This is a genomic window from Microbacterium sp. NPDC089321 (assembly GCF_040684935.1).
Taxonomy (GTDB): Bacteria; Actinomycetota; Actinomycetes; order Actinomycetales; family Microbacteriaceae; genus Microbacterium.
Window position 1 is genome coordinate 217,264 of record NZ_JBFBGX010000003.1, and the last position, 18,879, is coordinate 236,142.

At 69.7% G+C, this 18,879-nt stretch carries 20 protein-coding genes and 1 tRNA gene; 16 read left to right on the forward strand and 5 right to left on the reverse strand.

All coding sequences use genetic code 11. The features are described from left to right. Positions 1-2: 2 nt before the first annotated feature. On the forward strand, positions 3-269 hold the full coding sequence (locus tag AB0N59_RS14545; RefSeq protein ID WP_099195834.1) for a DUF3039 domain-containing protein: 267 nt from the start codon (positions 3-5) through the stop codon (positions 267-269). 12 nt (positions 270-281) lie between these two features. Here the strand turns inward: AB0N59_RS14545 and AB0N59_RS14550 are convergent, their stop codons facing one another. Next, positions 282-1,601 (reverse strand): nicotinate phosphoribosyltransferase, encoded by a 1,320-nt coding sequence (locus AB0N59_RS14550; RefSeq protein ID WP_363484833.1) that lies wholly within the window; start codon positions 1,599-1,601, stop codon positions 282-284. A gap of 85 nt (positions 1,602-1,686) precedes the next feature. On the opposite strand from AB0N59_RS14550, the gene AB0N59_RS14555 reads away from it, so the two are divergent. From AB0N59_RS14555 to AB0N59_RS14580, 6 genes are all read left to right on the forward strand, one after another. Next, entirely contained in the window at positions 1,687-3,153 is a 1,467-nt protein-coding gene (locus AB0N59_RS14555; RefSeq protein ID WP_363484836.1) for a glycoside hydrolase family 3 N-terminal domain-containing protein, read from the forward strand. Between the two features lie 45 nt (positions 3,154-3,198). Next, entirely contained in the window at positions 3,199-4,134 is a 936-nt protein-coding gene (gene murQ, locus AB0N59_RS14560) for an N-acetylmuramic acid 6-phosphate etherase (RefSeq protein WP_363484839.1), read from the forward strand. Positions 4,135-4,145: 11 nt separating this feature from the next. Next, positions 4,146-4,988: a glutamate racemase gene (gene murI, locus AB0N59_RS14565; RefSeq protein WP_363484842.1), complete on the forward strand. Its 843-nt coding sequence runs from the start codon at positions 4,146-4,148 to the stop codon at positions 4,986-4,988. Positions 4,989-5,028: 40 nt separating this feature from the next. After that, positions 5,029-5,775 carry a ribonuclease PH gene (gene rph, locus AB0N59_RS14570; RefSeq protein WP_363484845.1) on the forward strand — a complete coding sequence of 249 codons (747 nt, stop codon included), beginning with the start codon at positions 5,029-5,031 and terminating at the stop codon, positions 5,773-5,775. Beyond that, on the forward strand, positions 5,772-6,362 hold the full coding sequence (rdgB, locus tag AB0N59_RS14575; RefSeq protein ID WP_363484848.1) for an RdgB/HAM1 family non-canonical purine NTP pyrophosphatase: 591 nt from the start codon (positions 5,772-5,774) through the stop codon (positions 6,360-6,362). The genes rph and rdgB overlap by 4 nt, the downstream gene beginning before the upstream one ends. Positions 6,363-6,452: 90 nt before the next feature. Beyond that, entirely contained in the window at positions 6,453-7,373 is a 921-nt protein-coding gene (locus AB0N59_RS14580; RefSeq protein WP_363484851.1) for a cation diffusion facilitator family transporter, read from the forward strand. Positions 7,374-7,391: 18 nt separating this feature from the next. Here the strand turns inward: AB0N59_RS14580 and AB0N59_RS14585 are convergent, their stop codons facing one another. Next, on the reverse strand, positions 7,392-9,896 hold the full coding sequence (locus tag AB0N59_RS14585) for an ATP-dependent DNA ligase (protein WP_363484854.1): 2,505 nt from the start codon (positions 9,894-9,896) through the stop codon (positions 7,392-7,394). Between the two features lie 67 nt (positions 9,897-9,963). Between AB0N59_RS14585 and AB0N59_RS14590 the strand changes: the two genes are divergently transcribed. After that, entirely contained in the window at positions 9,964-10,872 is a 909-nt protein-coding gene (locus AB0N59_RS14590; protein WP_363484857.1) for a Ku protein, read from the forward strand. 42 nt (positions 10,873-10,914) lie between these two features. Here the strand turns inward: AB0N59_RS14590 and AB0N59_RS14595 are convergent, their stop codons facing one another. Together AB0N59_RS14595 and AB0N59_RS14600 are read right to left on the reverse strand one after the other, a co-directional pair. Next, positions 10,915-11,679: a VTT domain-containing protein gene (locus AB0N59_RS14595; RefSeq protein WP_363484860.1), complete on the reverse strand. Its 765-nt coding sequence runs from the start codon at positions 11,677-11,679 to the stop codon at positions 10,915-10,917. A 58-nt stretch (positions 11,680-11,737) separates the two neighbouring features. Beyond that, positions 11,738-11,819: transfer RNA gene (locus AB0N59_RS14600), tRNA-Leu, on the reverse strand. Between the two features lie 126 nt (positions 11,820-11,945). Between AB0N59_RS14600 and AB0N59_RS14605 the strand changes: the two genes are divergently transcribed. From AB0N59_RS14605 to AB0N59_RS14635, 7 genes are read left to right on the forward strand one after another with little or no spacing between them, the layout of a single operon-like run. After that, positions 11,946-13,088, forward strand: coding sequence for an ATPase, T2SS/T4P/T4SS family (locus AB0N59_RS14605; protein WP_363484863.1), 1,143 nt, complete (start codon positions 11,946-11,948; stop codon positions 13,086-13,088). Next, positions 13,085-13,942 (forward strand): type II secretion system F family protein, encoded by an 858-nt coding sequence (locus AB0N59_RS14610; protein ID WP_363484866.1) that lies wholly within the window; start codon positions 13,085-13,087, stop codon positions 13,940-13,942. Before AB0N59_RS14605 ends, AB0N59_RS14610 begins: the two co-directional genes overlap by 4 nt. After that, positions 13,939-14,877 carry a type II secretion system F family protein gene (locus AB0N59_RS14615; protein WP_363484869.1) on the forward strand — a complete coding sequence of 313 codons (939 nt, stop codon included), beginning with the start codon at positions 13,939-13,941 and terminating at the stop codon, positions 14,875-14,877. The genes AB0N59_RS14610 and AB0N59_RS14615 overlap by 4 nt, the downstream gene beginning before the upstream one ends. 49 nt (positions 14,878-14,926) lie before the next feature. Then, complete coding sequence (locus AB0N59_RS14620; RefSeq protein ID WP_363484872.1) at positions 14,927-15,112, forward strand: hypothetical protein; 186 nt, start codon at positions 14,927-14,929, stop codon at positions 15,110-15,112. A 12-nt stretch (positions 15,113-15,124) separates the two neighbouring features. Continuing rightward, positions 15,125-15,526, forward strand: a complete 402-nt coding sequence (locus AB0N59_RS14625) for a TadE/TadG family type IV pilus assembly protein (protein WP_363484875.1) — start codon at positions 15,125-15,127, stop codon at positions 15,524-15,526. Next, the gene (locus tag AB0N59_RS14630) at positions 15,495-15,968 is read left to right on the forward strand and encodes a TadE family protein (RefSeq protein WP_363484878.1); all 474 of its coding nucleotides are present in this window, start codon (positions 15,495-15,497) and stop codon (positions 15,966-15,968) included. The genes AB0N59_RS14625 and AB0N59_RS14630 overlap by 32 nt, the downstream gene beginning before the upstream one ends. Next, complete coding sequence (locus AB0N59_RS14635) at positions 15,965-16,399, forward strand: hypothetical protein (protein ID WP_363484881.1); 435 nt, start codon at positions 15,965-15,967, stop codon at positions 16,397-16,399. Before AB0N59_RS14630 ends, AB0N59_RS14635 begins: the two co-directional genes overlap by 4 nt. 13 nt (positions 16,400-16,412) lie before the next feature. Here the strand turns inward: AB0N59_RS14635 and AB0N59_RS14640 are convergent, their stop codons facing one another. Continuing rightward, positions 16,413-17,636: an MFS transporter gene (locus AB0N59_RS14640; protein WP_363485016.1), complete on the reverse strand. Its 1,224-nt coding sequence runs from the start codon at positions 17,634-17,636 to the stop codon at positions 16,413-16,415. Between the two features lie 133 nt (positions 17,637-17,769). On the opposite strand from AB0N59_RS14640, the gene prfB reads away from it, so the two are divergent. Next, positions 17,770-18,879 (forward strand): peptide chain release factor 2, encoded by a 1,110-nt coding sequence (gene prfB, locus AB0N59_RS14645; protein WP_204974083.1) that lies wholly within the window; start codon positions 17,770-17,772, stop codon positions 18,877-18,879.

Consider the following 18,879-nt stretch of genomic DNA (forward strand, 5'->3'; position numbering starts at 1 on the left):
GCATGAGTACTCCGCTGGACAGCCCCGATCAGGGTGGCGTGGCAACACTTGATCGCGAGCTCGAAGAACTCCTCCGCGAGGAGCACCTCGAGCCCGGCGACCACGAGCGCTTCTCTCATTACGTGAAGAAGGACAAGATCCTCGAGTCGGCGATCACCGGCAAGCCGGTGCGCGCCCTCTGCGGAAAGAAGTGGACCCCGGGTCGAGACCCGGAGAAGTTCCCCATCTGCCCGACCTGCAAAGAGATCTACGAGAGCATGGTCTCCTGACGCGGACCCGCGTCAGCCGGCGTCGACGAAGAGGGTCGGGATCGCCGGATCGGACTTGCTGAGCGCGAGCGCACGCACCGGAAGCTCCTCGCGCACGCGCAGGTGATGGTCGCGAGCGGATGCCGTTCCCGCCGCTCCCTCGTGCGCGGCGTCGATCTCGCCACGGTCCACGAGCACGACCTGCAGCGCGCGAGCGTCGGGGTGCTCGGCGGCGGTGTCGACCTGCTCGAAGCCGTCGGCGACCGACACGGTCTCGGCCACGGCGACGCCGTTATCCAGCGTGCGGAAGGCGGCCTTGCGCCCACCCTTCGAGCCCTTGTCGGTCGAGGCCTTGGCCACGGCGACCCAGCGCCCGGCGGAGTCCTGTCTGGCGACGAGCTTGTACACCATGCTCGCCGTCGGGTAGCCGGAGCCGGTGACCACCGAGGTGCCGACGCCGTAGAAGTCGACGGGCGAGGCGGCCAGAGCGGCGATCGCGTACTCGTCGAGATCGCTCGTCACGGTGATCTTGGTGTCGGTGGCGCCCAGGTCGTCGAGCTGCTGGCGCACGGCTGCGGCGACGAGCGGAAGGTCGCCCGAGTCGAGGCGCACGCCGCCGAGACCCGTGCCGGCGACCCGGATGGCCGTCTCGACGCCCTTCTCGATGTCGTAGGTGTCGACGAGCAGCGTCGTGCCGGCGCCCAGGCTGTCGATCTGCGATCGGAACGCGTCTTCCTCGGAGTCGTGCAGCAGGGTCCACGAGTGCGCCGCCGTGCCCATGGTCGGGATGCCCCATCGACGGCCGGCCTCGAGGTTGCTCGTCGATCCGAATCCCGCGATGTATGCGGCGCGCGCCGCGGCCACCGCCGACTGCTCGGCCGCGCGACGCGAGCCCATCTCGGCGAGGGGGCGCTCGCCGGCGGCGATGCTCATGCGGGATGCCGCGGTGGCGACGGCGGAGTCGTGGTTCATCACGCTGAGCGCCAGCGTCTCGAGCACCACGGCGTCGGCGAAGGTGCCCTCGACGGTGAGGATGGGTGATCCCGGGAAATACAGCTCGCCCTCGCGATAGCCGAGGATGGTGCCCGTGAAGCGGTAGTTCTCGAGATACGCGACGGCCTCGGCATCCACCACGTGGTTGTCGCGCAGGTACCGCAGTTCGTCTTCGCCGAACCGGAAGTCGCGCAGCAGCGTGAGCAGCCGGCCCGTGCCGGCGACGACGCCGAAGCGCCGACCCCCGGAGAGGCGACGCGAGAACAGCTCGAATACGCTGGGCCTCGATGCCGTGCCGTCGCGCAGCGAGGCTGCGAGCATGGTCAGTTCATAGCGGTCGGTGAGGAACGCGGAGCTCATCCGGCCAGTGTATCCAGGCGCCGGATCCGGAATACTGAAGGGCGGAGCCGCGCTCCGCACCGACCCGATCATGGAGGATTCCCGCATGCCCCAGGCCGATGAGCTGACTCGACTCGTGAACGGCGTGCTGTGGCCCGGATTCCTGGGATCCGAGATGCCGGAGTGGCTCGGGACGGCTCTCGACGACGGTCTGGCCGGCGTCGTGTACTTCGCGCAGAATCTGCACGGAGACACCGCCGCGCTCAGCGCGGAGATCCACCGCCGGGCACCCCGGGCGCTGATCGGCATCGACGAGGAGGGCGGCAGCGTCACCCGGCTCGAGACCGACACGGGCTCGACGGTGCCGGGAGCGGCTCAGCTCGGAGTCGTCGACGATGTGGACGCGACCGAGGCGACAGGCTACGAGATCGGCCGTCGCGTCGATGCGATCGGCGCCGACGTCGTGATCGGCCCTGTGGCCGACGTGAACACGGATCCTCGCAACCCGGTGATCGGCGTGCGCGCGTTCGGAGACCGCACCGACCTCGTCTCACGGCACACGGCCGCCGCTGTGCGGGGGATCCAGCGGGCGGGAGTGGCGGCGTGCGCCAAGCACTATCCCGGCCACGGCGACACCCACACCGACTCGCACCACGACCTGCCGGCGCTGACTCTCTCTCAGGAGGAGATCGACGCGCACCACCTTCCGCCGTTCTCGGCGGCCACAGACGCGGGCGTGCACGCGATCATGACCGCGCACATCTGCGCCCCGCAGTGGGGCGACGCGCCGGCCACGCTCAACAGCGATGTGCTGGGGCGGCTGCGCGCAGACGGATTCGACGGCGTGATCATCACCGACGCGCTCGACATGGCGGCGATCCGCGAACGGGTGGGCATCGGCGGGGGAGCGGTGCGCGCTCTCGCCGCCGGGGCCGATCTGCTGTGCATCGGCAACCCCACCAACCCGGGAGCGGCGATGCTTCCCGACCAGGACGAGATCGACTACCTCATCGCCCGAGACGCGATCGTCGCCGCGATCCGCAGCGGCGAGCTCCCGCACGAGCGGGTCGCTGAGGCCGCGGGTCGCGTCGCGGCGATGGCGGATGCCGTGCGCCCCCGCTCCGCGGCAGCAGAGGCGCCCTTCGACGCCGACTCGATCGCCGACAGAGCCGTGCGCGTGCACGGCGACCTGCCGGCCTTCGCCGACGAGCCCACCACGGTGATCGACCTCCGCCGCGCCTCGAGCCTGGCCGTCGACAGCGCCGCGTCTCACGTCGCCCTGGCGCTCGCCGCGGGCGGCGACATCATCAGGATCGACGCCGAGTCCGCAGACGATGCCGAGGTCGGGGCCGTGGCGCAGCGTGCGGGCGCCGCTCAGACCATCGTGCTCGTCGACCGCGTCGACGAGGGCACTGCGCAGCGCCACGTGCTCGACAGCATCCGGTCGGTCGCACCGCGCGTCGTCGCCGTCAACGTCGGTCTGCCCGCGCACGCCGAGGGGGCCGTCGTCTCGTCTCCGGCCGCCAGCCTGCTGGCCGCTAGGGCAGCACGACGCGCTCTGCTCGCCCACTGATCGTCCTCACCAGGCATCCGCCGCAACGCCGAAGGAAGAAACGACATGTCTGACCGCGAAGAGCTGCGCTCCACCCTCGAGACCCTGTCGACCGAGCGCGTCGACCCCGCGTTCGCCGACCTCGACCTGCTGAGCACCGTCGACCAGGTCGCCCTGATGACCGAGCAGGGGATCGTGGCGGCGCAGGCCGTCGCCGCCGAGGGCGCCAGCATCGCCCGCGCGATCGACGGGATCGTCGACCGGCTGCACCGCGGCGGCCGGCTCGTGTACATCGGCGCCGGCACGGCGGGGCGGATGGGGGTTCTGGATGCCAGTGAGATCCCGCCCACGTTCGGCACCGATCCCTCGCTCGTGCTCGGCGTCATCGCCGGCGGCGAGCACGCGCTGCGCAGCGCCGTCGAGAATGCCGAGGACGATGTCGAGGCCGGCGCCGAGGCAGCGAGCCGGCTCGGCCCTGATGACGCCATCGTGGGCATCTCGGCGTCGGGTCGCACGCCTTACGTGAGCGGCGCGCTGCGCGCGGCGCGCGAACGAGGTGCGTTCACCGTGAGCCTGGCGTGCAACCGCGACGCGGAGATCTCGCAGGGCGTCGACGTCGCGATCGAGGTCGTCGTCGGTCCCGAGGTGGTCGCCGGTTCGACCCGCCTCAAGGCGGGCACCGCCCAGAAGCTGGTGCTCAACGCGATCTCGACCGTCGCGATGGTGCAGTCGGGCAAGGTGTACGGCAACCTCATGGTCGACGTGCAGTCGACCAACGAGAAGCTACGGGCCCGCGCCGAGCGCACCGTCATGCACGCGACCGGCTGCTCGCCGGAGAAGGCAGCCGAGGCACTGAGCACCGCAGGCGGGTCCGTGAAGCTCGCGATCGCGCTCGTCGAGACCGGTGTCGATGCCGACGTCGCGCGCGCCGCCCTCGAGCAGGCGGGCGGCAACCTGCGCCAGGCGCTCGCCGCGGCCCGGGGCGAGCACGCCGCCGAGTAGGCTTGGGCATCATGAACGACGCGCCCATCGGCATCTTCGACTCCGGTGTGGGCGGACTGACCGTCGCGCGCGCGATCCGCGCGCAGCTGCCGCAGGAGTCGCTCGTCTACATCGGAGACACGGCGCACTCGCCGTACGGTCCCAAGCCGATCGCCGACGTCAGGCAGTACAGCCTCGAGGTGCTCGACACGCTCGTCGATCAGGGCGTGAAGATGCTCGTGATCGCGTGCAACACGGCATCCGCCGCCGTTCTGCGCGACGCGAGGGAGCGCTATGACGTGCCCGTCGTCGAGGTCATCGGCCCTGCGGTGCGCCGCGCCGTCTCGACGACCCGCAACGGCCGCGTCGGCGTGATCGGCACCGTCGGAACGATCGGATCCCGCGCCTACCAGGACATGCTCGAGGTGAACGAGCGCCTGCAGGTGTTCACCGCCGCGTGCCCCCGCTTCGTCGAGTTCGTCGAGGCGGGCATCACCGGCACGCCTGAGGTGCTCGCCGTCGCCGAGGAGTATCTCGCGCCGCTGCGCGAGGCCGAGGTCGACACGCTCGTGCTCGGATGCACGCACTACCCCTTCCTGCGCGGTGCGATCAGCTACGTGATGGGTGACGGCGTCTCGCTCGTGTCGAGCGACGACGAGACCGCCGCCGACGTCTACCGTCAGCTGGTCAAGCGCGGCGAACTCGCCTCGCCCGGCGCTGTCGCCAGCTACGTATACGAGGCGACCGGGGCATCCGCCACCGACTTCGCCGTGCTCGCCAACCGCCTCATGGGGCACGAGGTGCGCGACGTGCAGCTCGTGCAGACCGGCGTCCTCGAGCTGCCGTACCTGCGCGACGCAGACCACCAGCCCTGAGAGCCGACACCCTCAGCCCTCAACCCTCCGAGAGGACACCATGTCAGACATCGTCCGCGCCGACGGCCGCAGCACCGACCAGCTTCGCGAGGTCACGATCGAACGCGGCTGGTCCGCTCACGCCGAGGGATCTGCGCTGATCAGCTTCGGCGGCACCAAGGTGCTCTGCACGGCGTCGTTCACCAACGGCGTTCCCCGCTGGCTGACGGGCAAGGGCAAGGGCTGGGTCACCGCCGAGTACGCGATGCTGCCGCGCGCCACGAACTCGCGCAACGACCGCGAGAGCGTCAAGGGGAAGATCGGCGGCCGCACGCACGAGATCTCGCGACTGATCGGCCGTGCGCTGCGCGCCGTCGTCGACACCAAGGCCCTCGGCGAGAACACCATCGTCATCGACTGCGATGTGCTGCAGGCCGACGGCGGCACCCGCACGGCGGCGATCACCGGCGCTTACGTCGCCCTCGCCGACGCCATCGAATGGGGGCGAGCGAAGAAGTTCATCGGCAAGAACTCGACCCCGCTGCTCGACACGGTCGCGGCGGTCTCGGTCGGGATCATCGACGGCGAGCCGATGCTCGACCTCGCCTACGTCGAGGATGTGCGGGCTGAGACCGACATGAACGTCGTCGTCACCGGCCGCGGACTCTTCGTCGAGGTGCAGGGCACCGCCGAAGGAGCTCCCTTCGACAAGCGCGAGCTCGATGCCCTGCTCGACCTCGGCGTGAACGGCTGCGCGACGCTGCAGCAGCACCAGCTCGCGGCACTGTCCGAGGGCGGTGCCGAGTGAAGGTCGTCCTCGCCACGCACAACCCGCACAAGGTCGCCGAGTTCCAGCAGATCGTGGCCGCAACGCGGCCCGACCTCGAAGTGATCGGCTACGACGGCCCCGAGCCCGTCGAAGACGGCGTCACCTTCGCTCAGAACGCGCTGATCAAGGCACGAGCCGCGTTCGCGCACACCGGGCTGCCGTCACTCGCCGACGACTCGGGCATCTGCGTCGATGTCCTCGGCGGGTCACCCGGCGTGTTCTCGGCGTACTGGGCCGGGCAGAAGAAGGACGCGACGGCGAACCTCGAGCTGCTGCTCGATCAGCTCCACGACGTCGCCGACCCCCACCGCGCCGCGCAGTTCCACTCGACCATCGCACTCGTCACCGCCGAGAGCGAGCGCACGGTCGAGGGCATCTGGCCAGGGCGCCTCGCGCACCGGGCATCCGGGGCCGGCGGATTCGGCTACGACCCCATCTTCATCCCCGACGGTCAGGACCCGGACGCCGAGCGTTCGGTCGGCGAGTTCACCGACACCGAGAAGCAGTCGCAGTCGCATCGTGCCAGGGCCTTCCAGGCGCTGATCCCGCTGCTCGCCGCGCTCTAGCATCCGCGCTTCTCGCTATTGAGAAGCGTTACCGTTCCCGACTACCCGGATCCGGGCTTGCCGGGCGATCGCCCGGCCTAGCCTGGATGCATGCACGACCACGCTCCTGCCCGCGGAGGGATCCGCGACGCCGGCCACCGGCGCCTGCTGGCGATCTCGCTGACGCTCACCGCCACCGTGATGGTGGTGCAGGTGATCGGCGCGATCCTCTCGGGCTCGCTGGCCCTGCTGGCCGACGCCGCGCACATGTTCACCGACTCGTCTGCGCTCGTGATCGCGCTGATCGCGACCGCGGTGGCCGCGCGCCCCGCCGATGACCGGCGCACCTTCGGGTACCAGCGCGCAGAGGTGTTCGGGGCGCTGATCAACGCGATCATCCTCATCGTGCTCATGGTCGTCGTCGCCGTGCAGGGAGTCCAGCGCCTGATCGATCCTGGTGAGGTCGAGGTGGCAGGACCGCTCATGCTCACGGTCGCGGTCATCGGCATGATCGCCAATGCGGTCGCGATGTGGGTGCTCAGCCGCGCTCAGAAGACCAGCATCAACGTGCGCGGCGCGTACCTCGAGGTGATGGGCGACCTCATCGGCTCGGCGATGGTCATCGTCGCGGCCGTGGTGATCGTCACCACGGGATGGATGCCGGCCGATGCGATCGCCTCGCTGCTGATCGCGGTGCTCATCCTGCCCCGTGCCGTCTCTCTGCTGAGGGAGGTGTTCTCGGTGCTCGCGGAGTCGGCGCCGGAGGGCATGGCCGTGAGCGAGATCCGCGATCACCTGAAGGTGTATCCCGGAGTGGTCGATGTGCATGACGTGCATGTCTGGCAGCTGACCCGTGGCGCACCCGTGTTCACGGCGCACGTGACGGTCGAGCCGGCGGTGCTGGCGGCGGGCGGATCGTCGAAGCTGCTGCAGGAGCTGCAGGGGTGCCTGGCCCACCACTTCGACGTCGAGCACTCGACCTTCCAGCTCGAGCCGGCCGATCACGACGAATGCGAAGCGGCGCACGCCTGACCGGAAGGGCGGTCGCGGTCACTGCTCGAGCCGCACCTCGTCGGGAGACTTGTCGGGGCGCAGCCCGCGCCAGCGGGAGTGACGAAGGATGCCACCCGGCGACCAGTTCGCGAACTCGACCTCGCCGACCACTTCGGGTCTGACCCACAGCGCGTCGGATGCATCGGGGGAGGGCACCTCGAGCGGTGCCGCCTTCACCCGGAGCGGCTCGAGCTGCGTCGCGAGGTCGCGCAGCATCCGGTCGGTGAAACCCGTGCCGACGCGGCCGACGTAGCGCAGCCCGCCCTCGGCGGTGGGGACGGCGAGCAGCAGCGAGCCGATCCCGCTGCGCCGATTGCCCTGACCAGGGCGGATGCCGACGATCACCACCTCCTGCGTGTGCGTCTGCTTGAGCTTCAGCCAGGAGCCGGTGCGGCGCCCGGGGCGGTACTTCGAATCGGGGTCTTTCGCGACGACGCCCTCGAGCCCGAACTCGCGGCTCGCGTCGAGCGCCGCCTCGAGGTCGTCGAAGACGGGCGGCACCTGCACGGGGGCGTCGAGATCGGTCGCGAGCTGCTCGAGCAGCTCGCGCCGCTGACGCAGGGGCATGTCGGTGAGGTCGTGCCCGTCGAGGCGAAGCAGGTCGAAGAGCATGTACACGATCGGGGTGCGCACCACTTCACGCTCGATCTCACGCCCCTTGGTCAGATGCATCCGGTTCTGCAGCCGAGCGAAGCTGGGCCGGCCGTCGCGGTCGAAGGCGACGATCTCGCCGTCGACGACGGCATCGGATGCCGGGAGATGGGGGGCGCCGTCGGAGGTGAGCTCGGGGTAGCGGGCGGTGATGTCGGTGCCGCTGCGGGCCCGCAGCGTGAAGCGACCGCCACCCTCGTCGGTCTTCTGCCAGGTGCCGACCGCGCGGATGCCGTCCCACTTGATCTCTGCCCAGGAAGGATCGCTGAGCGAGCGGGCGAGACCCGGCGTCCCCGACTCCGACAGCATCGGCGGGATGAACGACGCGGGCGCGGCCGCATCCGGCGGCGTCACAGCGCTGCCCGGTGCGATGCGCCCCGGCGCCTCTGAGCGGGCGGTCTCTGAGCGCGGGGGAGCAGGGCGCGAGGGAGCAGGGCGCCGAGACGTCGCACGCTCGGGGGCAGAGGTGTCGTCCTTCATGCGATGCAGCAGCCATTGCGACTTCTCGCCCTCACCGCTGGTGCGGATCAGCGCGAGCCGGGCGGAACCGAGCCGCCCACCCGTCTGGCCCGTGAACGTGCCGATCACCTCGTCGTCGCGCCATTTCTCGAGCGCGACCGTGCCGGTGTCCCAGACGGTCATCGATCCGGCGCCGTACTCGCCCGCAGGGATCTCGCCCTCGAAGGTCAGGTACTCCAGCGGATGCGGCTCGGTCATCACGGCGAGGTGATTGCGCTCGGCGGTCTCGGGAACGCCCTTCGGGACCGCCCAGCTGATGAGCACGCCCTCGCGCTCGATGCGCAGGTCGTAGTGCAGTCGGCTGGCGTGGTGCTCCTGGATCACGAAGCGCGGCGCGCCGCCGGAACTCGCGTATGCCGTGCGCGGCATGGGCTCCGGCGTCTTCGCCGAGTCGCGCTTCGCGAGGTACGAGGTGAGAGCGGTGCTGGCCGGCGCCAGCGCGGCGAGCGGGTCGATCCCCGCCTCCATCCGCTCGAGCACCTCGTGGTACTCCAGGTGCCGCAGATCAGGGTCGTCGAGCTCGTCCCAGGTGCGCGGGGCGGCGACCCAGGGCCGTGAGCGGCCCCGCAGCGAGTAGGGCGCGATGGTCGTCTTCGAGGCGCTGTTCTGGCTCCAGTCGATGAACACCTTGCCGCCGCGCTGCGACTTCGCCATGACGTGGGTCGCGAGATCGGGATGATCCGCCTCGATCAGACGGGCGAGCTCCTTCGCGACCGCCGATACGTCGTCGCTCGTCTGCAGACCCGTGCCGTCGTCGGTCGTCGGCAGCCGGGCGTAGAGATGGATGCCTTTGCTCCCGCTCGTGACCGGCATGGGCCCCAGGCCCATCCCGCCCAGGATGCCGCGGGCGATCCGCGCGATCTCCGCGCACTCCGCGAGTCCCACCCCGGGGCCGGGGTCGAGGTCGAGCACCAGGCGATCCGGCATCCCGCGGCCGCCCGAATGGGTGAACCGCCACTGCGGCACATGCAGCTCGAGGGCGGCGATCTGCGCGAACCAGACGAGAGACGCGACGTCGTCGGCGAGCGGGTACTCCTTCGGTCCGTCGGAGTGCTCGATCGGCATCCGCCTGAGCCAATCAGGCGCACCTCGCTCGAGCTGCTTGGTGAAGAAGCTCTCAGCCGGGGCATCCGCTGTGCCGACGCCGTCGACCCACCTCTTGCGGGTGACCGGGCGTCCGCGCATGTGCGGCAGCATGAGCGGCGCGATCTGCGAGTAGTAGGCGATGACCTCGCCCTTGGTCGTGCCCGTCTCGGGATACACGACCTTGTCGAGGTTGGTGATGCGCAGGCGGCGGCCGTCGATCTGCACGACCTGCTCGCCGGATGCCATGGGGCCAGGCTAGCGGTGATCCGCAAGCCCCTCGCCGCAGGCGGGGCGGCTGGTGTTCACTAGGGGCATGAGAAGCATCTGGAAGGGCGCCCTGACGTTCGGTCTCGTGAACGTCCCGGTCAAGGTGTACTCCGCCGTCGAGGATCACGACGTGCCGCTGCATCAGGTGCACGATCAAGACGGCGGGCGCATCCGGTACCAGCGCACGTGCGAGGTGTGCGGCAAGGTGATCGCCTACTCCGACATCGATCGCGCCTACGTCGACGACGGCCAGACGATCGTGCTCACGAAAGACGACCTCGCCTCGCTTCCGGCCGAGAAGAGCCGCGAGATCGATGTCGTCGAGTTCGTGCCGACCGAGCAGATCGACCTGCTCACGCTCGACAAGCCCTACTATCTCGAGCCCGACTCGAAGTCGCCCAAGGCATATGTGCTGCTGCGCAAGACCCTCGAGCAGACCGATCGCACCGCGGTCGTGCGCTTCACGCTGCGCCAGAAGACCAGGCTCGCGGCCCTGCGCGTGCGCGGCGATGTGCTCGTGCTGCAGACGCTGCTCTGGTCTGACGAGGTGCGGGAGGCCGCCTTCCCGGCCCTCGATGAGGACGTGAAGATCAGCAAGAAGGAGCTCGAGATGTCGGCCGCGCTGGTCGAGAGCTACTCGAGCGACTTCGATCCAGAGGAGTTCGTCGACGAGTACCAGAAAGAGCTGCGCACGCTCATCGACGCGAAGATCGAGGCGGGCGAGGGCTTCGACGTGTCGGAGACGTTCGGCGACGAGGCCAAGGCAGAGAAGGGCGGCGAGGTCATCGACCTCATGGAGGCCCTGCGGGCCAGCGTCGAGCGCACGAAGGCCGCTCGCGCGGGCGGCGGCAAGACCGCGGCGAAGCACGCTGACGACGATGCCGATGGCGAAGCGGACGACAAGAAGTCGGCGTCGAAGCCCAAGAAGACGACGGCGAAGAAGAAGGCCGGCTGACGCGCGACGCCTCAGCCGCTCCCGGATCGGTGCTGACCGAGGTCAGTGCTTGCCGTCTCCGTCGATGTCGGGTGCGCGGTCGAAGACCTCGGGGTCGAGCTGCAGCGCCTTCGCCTCGGAGGCGTCGGTGTCGACGTCCTGCCCGGCGGCCGCGGCCTTCTTCGCCTTGTACCGCTCGACGAGGTAGTGCCAGAGCGTGACGATGGCGGTGCCGCCGACGGCGATCAGCAGGATCACGTCGATGTAGTCGACGACCAGGTCGCGGATCCACGGGATGTAGGCGATCACATAGCCGACCATGGTGAGGCCGAAGCCCCAGAGCAGGGCGCCGATGAGGTTGTAGAGCGAGTATCGCTTCCACGGCATATGTCCGACGCCTGCCGCCACGGGCGCGAAGGTGCGCACGATGGGTACGAACCGGGCCAGGATGATCGTGATGCCGCCGAAACGCTCGAAGAACGCGTTCGTGCGCTCGACGTTCTTGACGCTGAACAGGCCGGATTCCCTGCGCTCGAACACCGCCGGCCCGCCCTTGTGGCCGATCAGGTAGCCGACCTCTCCGCCGACGAAGGCCGCGAGGGCGATGAGCAGCGAGACCGCCCAGATGTTGACGCCGAAGATGTCGTTGGTGTGCGTGAGCAGGCCCGAGATGATCAGCAGCGTGTCGCCCGGCAGCAGGAAGCCGACGAGCAGCCCGGTCTCGGCGAACACGATGAAGCAGACGACGGCGAGCGCCCAGGCGCCCGCACCGTGGATGATGTTCGCCGGGTCGAGCCACGGGATCAGCGCGGTCGGCGCCTGAAGCATGGTGTGAAGCAAGAGTGTTCCCGTCGTTCGATTTCGGCGGAGTGCATGGGGGATGCTGTGCGGAAGATGGGACTTGAACCCACACGCCCAGGGGCACAGGAACCTAAATCCTGCGTGTCTACCAATTCCACCACTTCCGCGCGCTTCTGAGTCTAGCGATGGGGTCGGTCTGGTTTTCCGTAGATCTGCCCTGTGCTCGGCCTGGTCGGCGAGCCGGCTGTGGATAACTTCCGAGCCCGTTCTCGGATCTCTGTCAGGATGCCCGCGTGAGAGACCCGTCCCCTGCCGTCGCCGAGAGAGTGCGACGTCGCCTGCGTCTCGAGAACACCGACCCCGGTGCACAGCCCGACGAGGCGCGACGCATCGCCCAGCTCGAGGTACGGCGGCATAACGACCTCGCGCTGCAGCGCGGCGAGGCTCTGATCGACGACGAGCAGGCGCTCGTCCGCGACGTGCTGGCGTCCGTGTCGGGCTTCGGGGCGCTGCAGCCGCTGCTCGACGACCCGGAGGTCGAGGAGATCTGGCTCAACGGACCCGACCGCATCTTCGCCGCGAAGGGCGGTACGTCGCACCGCGTCGACCTGCAGCTGACGGATGCCGTCATCCGCGACCTCGTGGAGCGCATGCTGCAGACCACGGGGCGGCGGGTCGACATCAGCCAGCCGTTCGTCGACGCCTCGCTGCCCGACGGGTCGCGCCTGCACGTCGCGATAGCCGATGTCGTGCGCGGGTCATGGGCCGTCAACATCAGGAAGTTCCTGAAGCGACACCGCACGCTCGAGGCGCTGATCGCCCAGGGATCGGTGCCACAGCACGTCGCGGACATGCTGCTCGCCGCGCTGCGCGACGGCCGAAGTATCATCGTCTCGGGCGCGACGCATGCGGGCAAGACGACTCTGCTCGGCGCATTGCTCGCGGCGACCGCTGCCGGGCAGCGGATCATCACTGTCGAGGAGACGTTCGAGCTCGCGGTCGACGGGCCCGACGTCGTCGCGCTGCAGGGGCGTCAGGCGAGCCTCGAGGGCACGGGGGAGATCACTCTGCGGCGCCTCGTGAAAGAGGCGCTGCGCATGCGCCCCGATCGCCTCGTGGTCGGCGAGGTGCGCGACGCCGAAGCGCTCGACCTGGTGCTGGCGCTCAACACGGGGGTCCCCGGCGCCGGAACGGTGCACGCCAACTCGGCCGTCGAGGCGCTCGAGAAGCTCGCGCTGCTGCCGCTGCTCGCGGGGCGCAACATCGACCGCGCGTTCATCGCTCCGGCGCTCGCCTCGTCGATCTCGTTCGTCGTGCACTGCCGTCGCGCCCCCGATGGGACGCGAGGCATCGGAGAGGTGATCGCACCGACTGGCGAGGTGGTCGATGGGCGAATTCTGAGCACGTCGGTCTACCGGGCCGAGGTGTCGGCGTGACCCTCCTCGTGGGTGCCCTGCTGGGTGCGGGGCTGCTGCTGTGCGCGTCGCCGTGGCTCTGGCCGCCGCGAGAGAAGCTCGCCCGCGAGGTGCGCAGCACCCGACTGCGTCGCCTGCTCGACGAGGCCGGGCATTCCCGCACGGCGACGCGCACGCTCGTGTCGGTGATGGTGGCGCTCGCTGCGGGGGCCGCAGCTCTGACGTGGCTTCTCACCGGCATCCCGGTGCTGGCCCTGCTCGCTTCCCTCGCCGCAGCCGCGACTCCCGTCATGTTCCTGCGGGGACGTCGCCTGCGGCTGCGCAAGGCGCGTCGACAGGTCTGGCCGGATGTGTGCGATCTGCTGGTCGCGGCCATCAGAGTGGGCCTGTCGCTGCCGGATGCCGTGGCAAGCCTCACCGAGTCCGCTTCGCCATCCGTGCGCCCGGCGTTCGCGGTGTTCGCGCGCGATCTGCAGCAGACCGGCCGTTTCGAGTCGAGCCTCGACCGGCTCAAGGCCACCCTCGCGGACCCGATAGCGGATCGCATCGTCGAGACGCTGCGGATGGCCCGTCAGGTCGGCGGCACCGAGCTGACCGGAGTGCTGCGCGCACTGTCGGCGTCGGTGCGCGCGGATGCGGCGCTGCGCGGAGAGGTCGAGGCTCGCCAGTCATGGATCCGCGGCGCAGCGGTGCTCGGTGCGGTCGCCCCGTGGGTGATCCTCGCTCTGCTCGCCATGCGACCCGAGGGCCGCGACGCGTACGGGAGCACGGAGGGCGTGCTCGTCATCCTGGTGGGTGCGGTCGTCTCGGTGATCGCATTCCGCATCATGCTGCGCATCGGGCGCTTGCCCGAACCCGAACGGTGGTTCGGATGACAGGGGTGACCGATGCCGCGATCGCGGTGCTGCTGGGCGGCTCGCTGGCGCTCGGGCTGCTCGGCGTGCTCTCAGCCCTGCCTCGATGGAGCGGACCGTCGCTCGAGCGTCGCATCGCGCCGTACGTGCGAGATGTCGTCGCTGACGATGCGCTGCCCTCCGGCGTCCTTCCTGCTGTCGGAGTCATGCCCGTCCGCGGGCGACGGCTCTGGAGCCGTCTGCAGGAGCTCTTCGATCGGATGCTCGGCGGAGGCGACACACTTCGGCTGCGCATCGCACAGGCCGGTATCGCCCAGAGCCCTGCTGCCTTCCGCGGCCGTCAACTCGCGTGGGGCGTGGGCGGTCTGCTGGCCGGTGCAGTCATCGTCGTGGTCATCGCGGTCTCGGGACGGATGACGCCACCGGCCGTCCTGCTGCCGGTCATCGCCGCCGCCGGGACCACGGTGGGCTATGACATGCAGCTCACCGGCCGCGCTCGTGCACGCCGCGCGCGGCTCGCCGACGAACTGCCCACGACTCTCGAATTCCTCGCGCTGTGCCTGTCGGCGGGCGAGTCACTGCTCGATGCGCTGCGTCGCGTGTCGGCGATCGGCACGGGCGAGCTCACGGAAGAGCTGCGTCAGACCGTGCTCGCCGTGCGCACAGGGTCTCCGCTCGCCGACGCGCTAGGCGAGACCGCCACGCGACTGCAGCTGCCCGGCCTCTCGCGGGCCACCGACCAGATCATCGCGGCACTCGAGCACGGCGCGCCGCTCGCCGCAGTGCTGCATTCTCAGGCGGCCGACGCGCGAGACGAGGCGAAGCGCGTGCTCATCGAGCAGGCGGGTCAGAAGGAGATCCTCATGCTGCTGCCGCTCGTGTTCCTGATCCTGCCGTTGAGCGTGCTGTTCGCGGTCTACCCCGGTCTGTTCATTCTGCGACTGGGGCTGGGCTGAGCGCGGTCTCGACGCACACACGATCCGCTATCCAATTGGGGGAGAAGAGATGAAGACGCTGAAGCAATGGCTCGCCGACGGTCGTGAGCTGGTCGACGACGAACGGGGGGACGTGCCTGGCTGGGTTCTGGTGACGCTCATGACGGCCGCACTCGTCGTGGTGATCTGGGCTGTCGCCGGCCCTGCCCTCGTCGACCTGTTCGAGCAGGCGATCTCGCGCGTCTCCGGCCTCTGAACCGAGCTGAGGATGCACGCGCGATCGGCCGAGGACGATGAGCGAGGGTCCAGTCCCGTCGAGTTCGTGCTCGTCGGCGCGCTGCTGACCGCCCTGACACTCGCGGTGCTGCAGGTGGCCCTGGCCGTGTACGTCCGCAACGTCGTGCACGACGCCGCGGTCGAAGGAGCGCACTATGCCGCGCTCGCCGACACGTCCCTCGATGAGGGCGCTTCGCGCACGAAGGCGGTGATCACCCGAGCGGTCGGGCCGGACTACGCCGGCGACGTAGCGGTCGGCGAAGACGACAGCCTCGGCTATCCCACCGTGAGAATGCGGGTACGCACCGCCCTGCCCGTTCTGGGGCTCGTCGGTGTGCCGCTCGGATTGGAGGTGGAGGCCCGTGCGCCCGTCGAATCGTTCGGAGACGAGTGAATCGCTGATCGGCGACGAGAGGGGCTCCGCGGCCCTGGAGTTCATGGTGGCGGGCGTGCTCATGCTGGTTCCGCTCGTCTATCTCGTGCTCGTGCTGGGCGCGGTGCAGGAGCAGACGCTCGGCGCCGAGGCCGCTGCCCGTCACACCGCTCGGGTGATCGGTCAGGCGCCGGACGCCGGCGCCGCGGCCGAACGCGGCGACGCGGTGCTTGCCGGGATCGTCCGCGAGTACGGGATGGATGCGGATGCCGTCGAGGTGAGGATCGCGTGCAGGCCTTCCGCGCGGGAATGCCCGACGGCCGGAGCCACCGTGGTCGTCACCGTGCGCACGCAGGTGCCGCTGCCCTTGCTGCCGCCGATACTCGGGCTCGACGACCTGACGGCGATCCCCGTCGAGGCGCAGTCGGCGCAGAAGGTGTCGCGCCAGTGGGGGAGCGGATGAGAACCCTCCGACGGATTCGCGTCGCGTCGACCGACGACGAGGGCAGCGTGCTGCCCATGATCCTGGGGTACGCGCTGCTCGCGGCCGCGCTCGTCTTCGTATGCGTGTGCGCCACCGACCTGTACATCGCGCAGAAGCGCCTCGACTCGCTTGCTGATGCGGCCGCGCTCGCCGGAGCAGACGGTTTCACCCTGCACGCCGAAGGAGCACAGGTGCGGGCAGAACTCACCGATGACGGAGTGCGGGATCAGGCCGACGCGGTGGTCGGTGCGATGGATTCGGAGGCGACTCTCGTGTCGGCGGACACTCCCGACGGCGTCTCCGCCCGGATCACGGTCGCCGCGGCCTGGCACCCGCCGCTCTTCTCGGCGTTCGTGCCCGACGGCGTAGCACTTGAAGCCACCGCGACGAGCCGAACCGCGCTGCGCTGAGACAGCAGAGAGCTCAGTCGTCGTGCCGCGACAGGAAACGCGGCGTCCACACGGCGAAGCCCGCCGCACCCAGCAGCGCCACGCCGCCCATCACGCCGGTCGCGAGCGGCAGCGAGGCCAGGGCGACGATAGACGCGATCACCACGGGGGCGGCCGCGCCGCCGGCATCCGTCAGCGTCCGCCATGCGCCGAGGAAGGTCGCAGGATCGTTCTCGGGCGCGAGATCGGCCCCGTAGGTGAGCAGGATGCCGCTCGAGAGGCCATTGCCCAGGCCCAGCACAGCGGCCATCAGCGCGAACCACATCGACGCCTGGTCGAGATCGTGCGTGAGGGAGAGGGCGATCAGACCGACGCCCATGAGCAGCATGGCGGGCAGCGCCGCCCAGATGCGACCGAAGCGGTCCATCACCTGACCGCTCGCGTAGAACAGAGCGAAGTCGATCGCGCCCGACACGCCCACGACGATCGCGATCGTGCTCGCATCGAGCCCCAGCGACACACCCCACAGCGGCACGATCACCTGGCGCGCAGAGCGCACGGCCGACAGCGCCGCCGCTGCGGTGCCGAGGCGCATCAGCACACCGCGGTAGTACGAGATGGTGGCGAGCACGCCGTACCGGTCGCGTGTCGGGATCGACCCCGTGACCACCTCTCCGGAATCCTCGGCGACGGCGGCACCGGTCGGCTTCAGCAGCACGGGGCTGCTCTTCTCGGGGTCGGGGCCGAACAGCACGAGCGGCACGATCGCCGCGCAGCACACGATGAGGGTCCAGATCGTCGACTGCTCAGAGCCGGTCAGCTGGATGAGCGCCGCCGCGACGAAAGGCCCGATGAAGATCCCGAAGCGGAAGCTGCCGCCGAGCAGCGACAGGGCCCGGGCCCGGAACCGCGGCGGCACCCTGGTGGTCATGAACGCGTGCCTCGCGAGACCGAACGCGGCGGCGCAGAAGCCGAGCACGAACACCGAGACCGCGAACAGCGCGAGAGCGTCGGCCAGCAGCATCACGACACCCGCCGCGATCGACAGCGCGCCCGCGACGACCATCGTGTAGCGCTCGCCGATCTTCGCCACCAGCGCGCCGGCCGGCAGGTTGCCGCACAGCTGGCCGATCACGAGCGCTGACGCCACGAGGGCGGCGAGCGACACGTCGGCGCCGAGACGGGTGGCGATCACCGGGATCAACGGAATGACCGCGCCCTCGCCGAGCGAGAAGAGCACGGTGGGCGCGTAGACCATCGGTCCGAACCGTCTCAGAACACTCGCCGCGCTGTCGCTCACAACGCTCACGCTAGCCCCGACGGCATACGACGGACGGCGGGACATACCGCGGTCAGAGAAGCAGGGCCGGGGCGCGATAAGGTTGACTGCCATGTTCGAACTCGATCTCTCCGCCGACATACAGGCCCTGCGACACACCTTCGGCGACATCCGCGAGGTCGTCGACGTCGATTCTCTGCGCGAAGACATCGCGCGACTCAGCGAGGAAGCGGGCGCCCCCGACCTCTGGGACGACCCCGAGAAGGCGCAGAAGGTCACGAGCGCGCTCAGCCACAAGCAGGCTGACCTCAAGCGCGTCACCGAGGTCGAGCGCCGTCTCGACGACCTCGACGTTCTCGTCGAGCTCGCGAACGAGATGCAGGACGAGGACTCCGCAGCCGAAGCGCGCGCTGAACTCGAATCGCTGACCCAGACCATCAACCAGCTCGAGGTGCAGACGCTGCTCGACGGCGAGTACGACGAGCGCAACGCGATCATCACCATCCGCTCGGGCGCGGGCGGCGACGACGCCACCGACTTCGCCGAGATGCTCATGCGCATGTACCTGCGCTGGGCCGAGCAGCACGGCTACCCCGTGAAGGTGCTCGACACCTCGTACGCCGAGGGAGCAGGCATCAAGTCGGCCACGTTCGAGGTCACCGCCCCGTACGCGTTCGGCACGCTGTCGGTCGAGGCCGGGACGCACCGCCTCGCGCGCATCAGCCCGTTCGGCTCCGCCGACAAGCGCCAGACGTCGTTCGCCGCGGTCGAGGTCATCCCGCTGATGGAAGAGGCGACCGAGGTCGAGATCCCCGAGAACGACATCCGCGTCGACGTGTTCCGCTCGTCGGGGCCGGGCGGGCAGTCGGTCAACACCACCGACTCGGCCGTGCGCCTCACCCACCTGCCGACCGGCATCGTCGTGTCGATGCAGAACGAGAAGTCGCAGATCCAGAACCGCGCGGCCGCCATGCGCGTGCTGCAGACCCGCCTTCTGCTGCTGCAGAAGGAAGAAGAGGCGGCGAAGAAGAAGGAGCTCGCGGGCAACATCACCGCCAGCTGGGGCGACCAGATGCGCTCGTACTTCCTCTACGGCCAGCAGCTGGTCAAGGACCTGCGCACCGGGCACGAGTCGGGAAACCCGGCCAGCGTGTTCGACGGCGACCTCGACGACTTCATCTCCGCTGGCATCCGCTGGCGCAAGCGCAAGGAAGAGGACTGA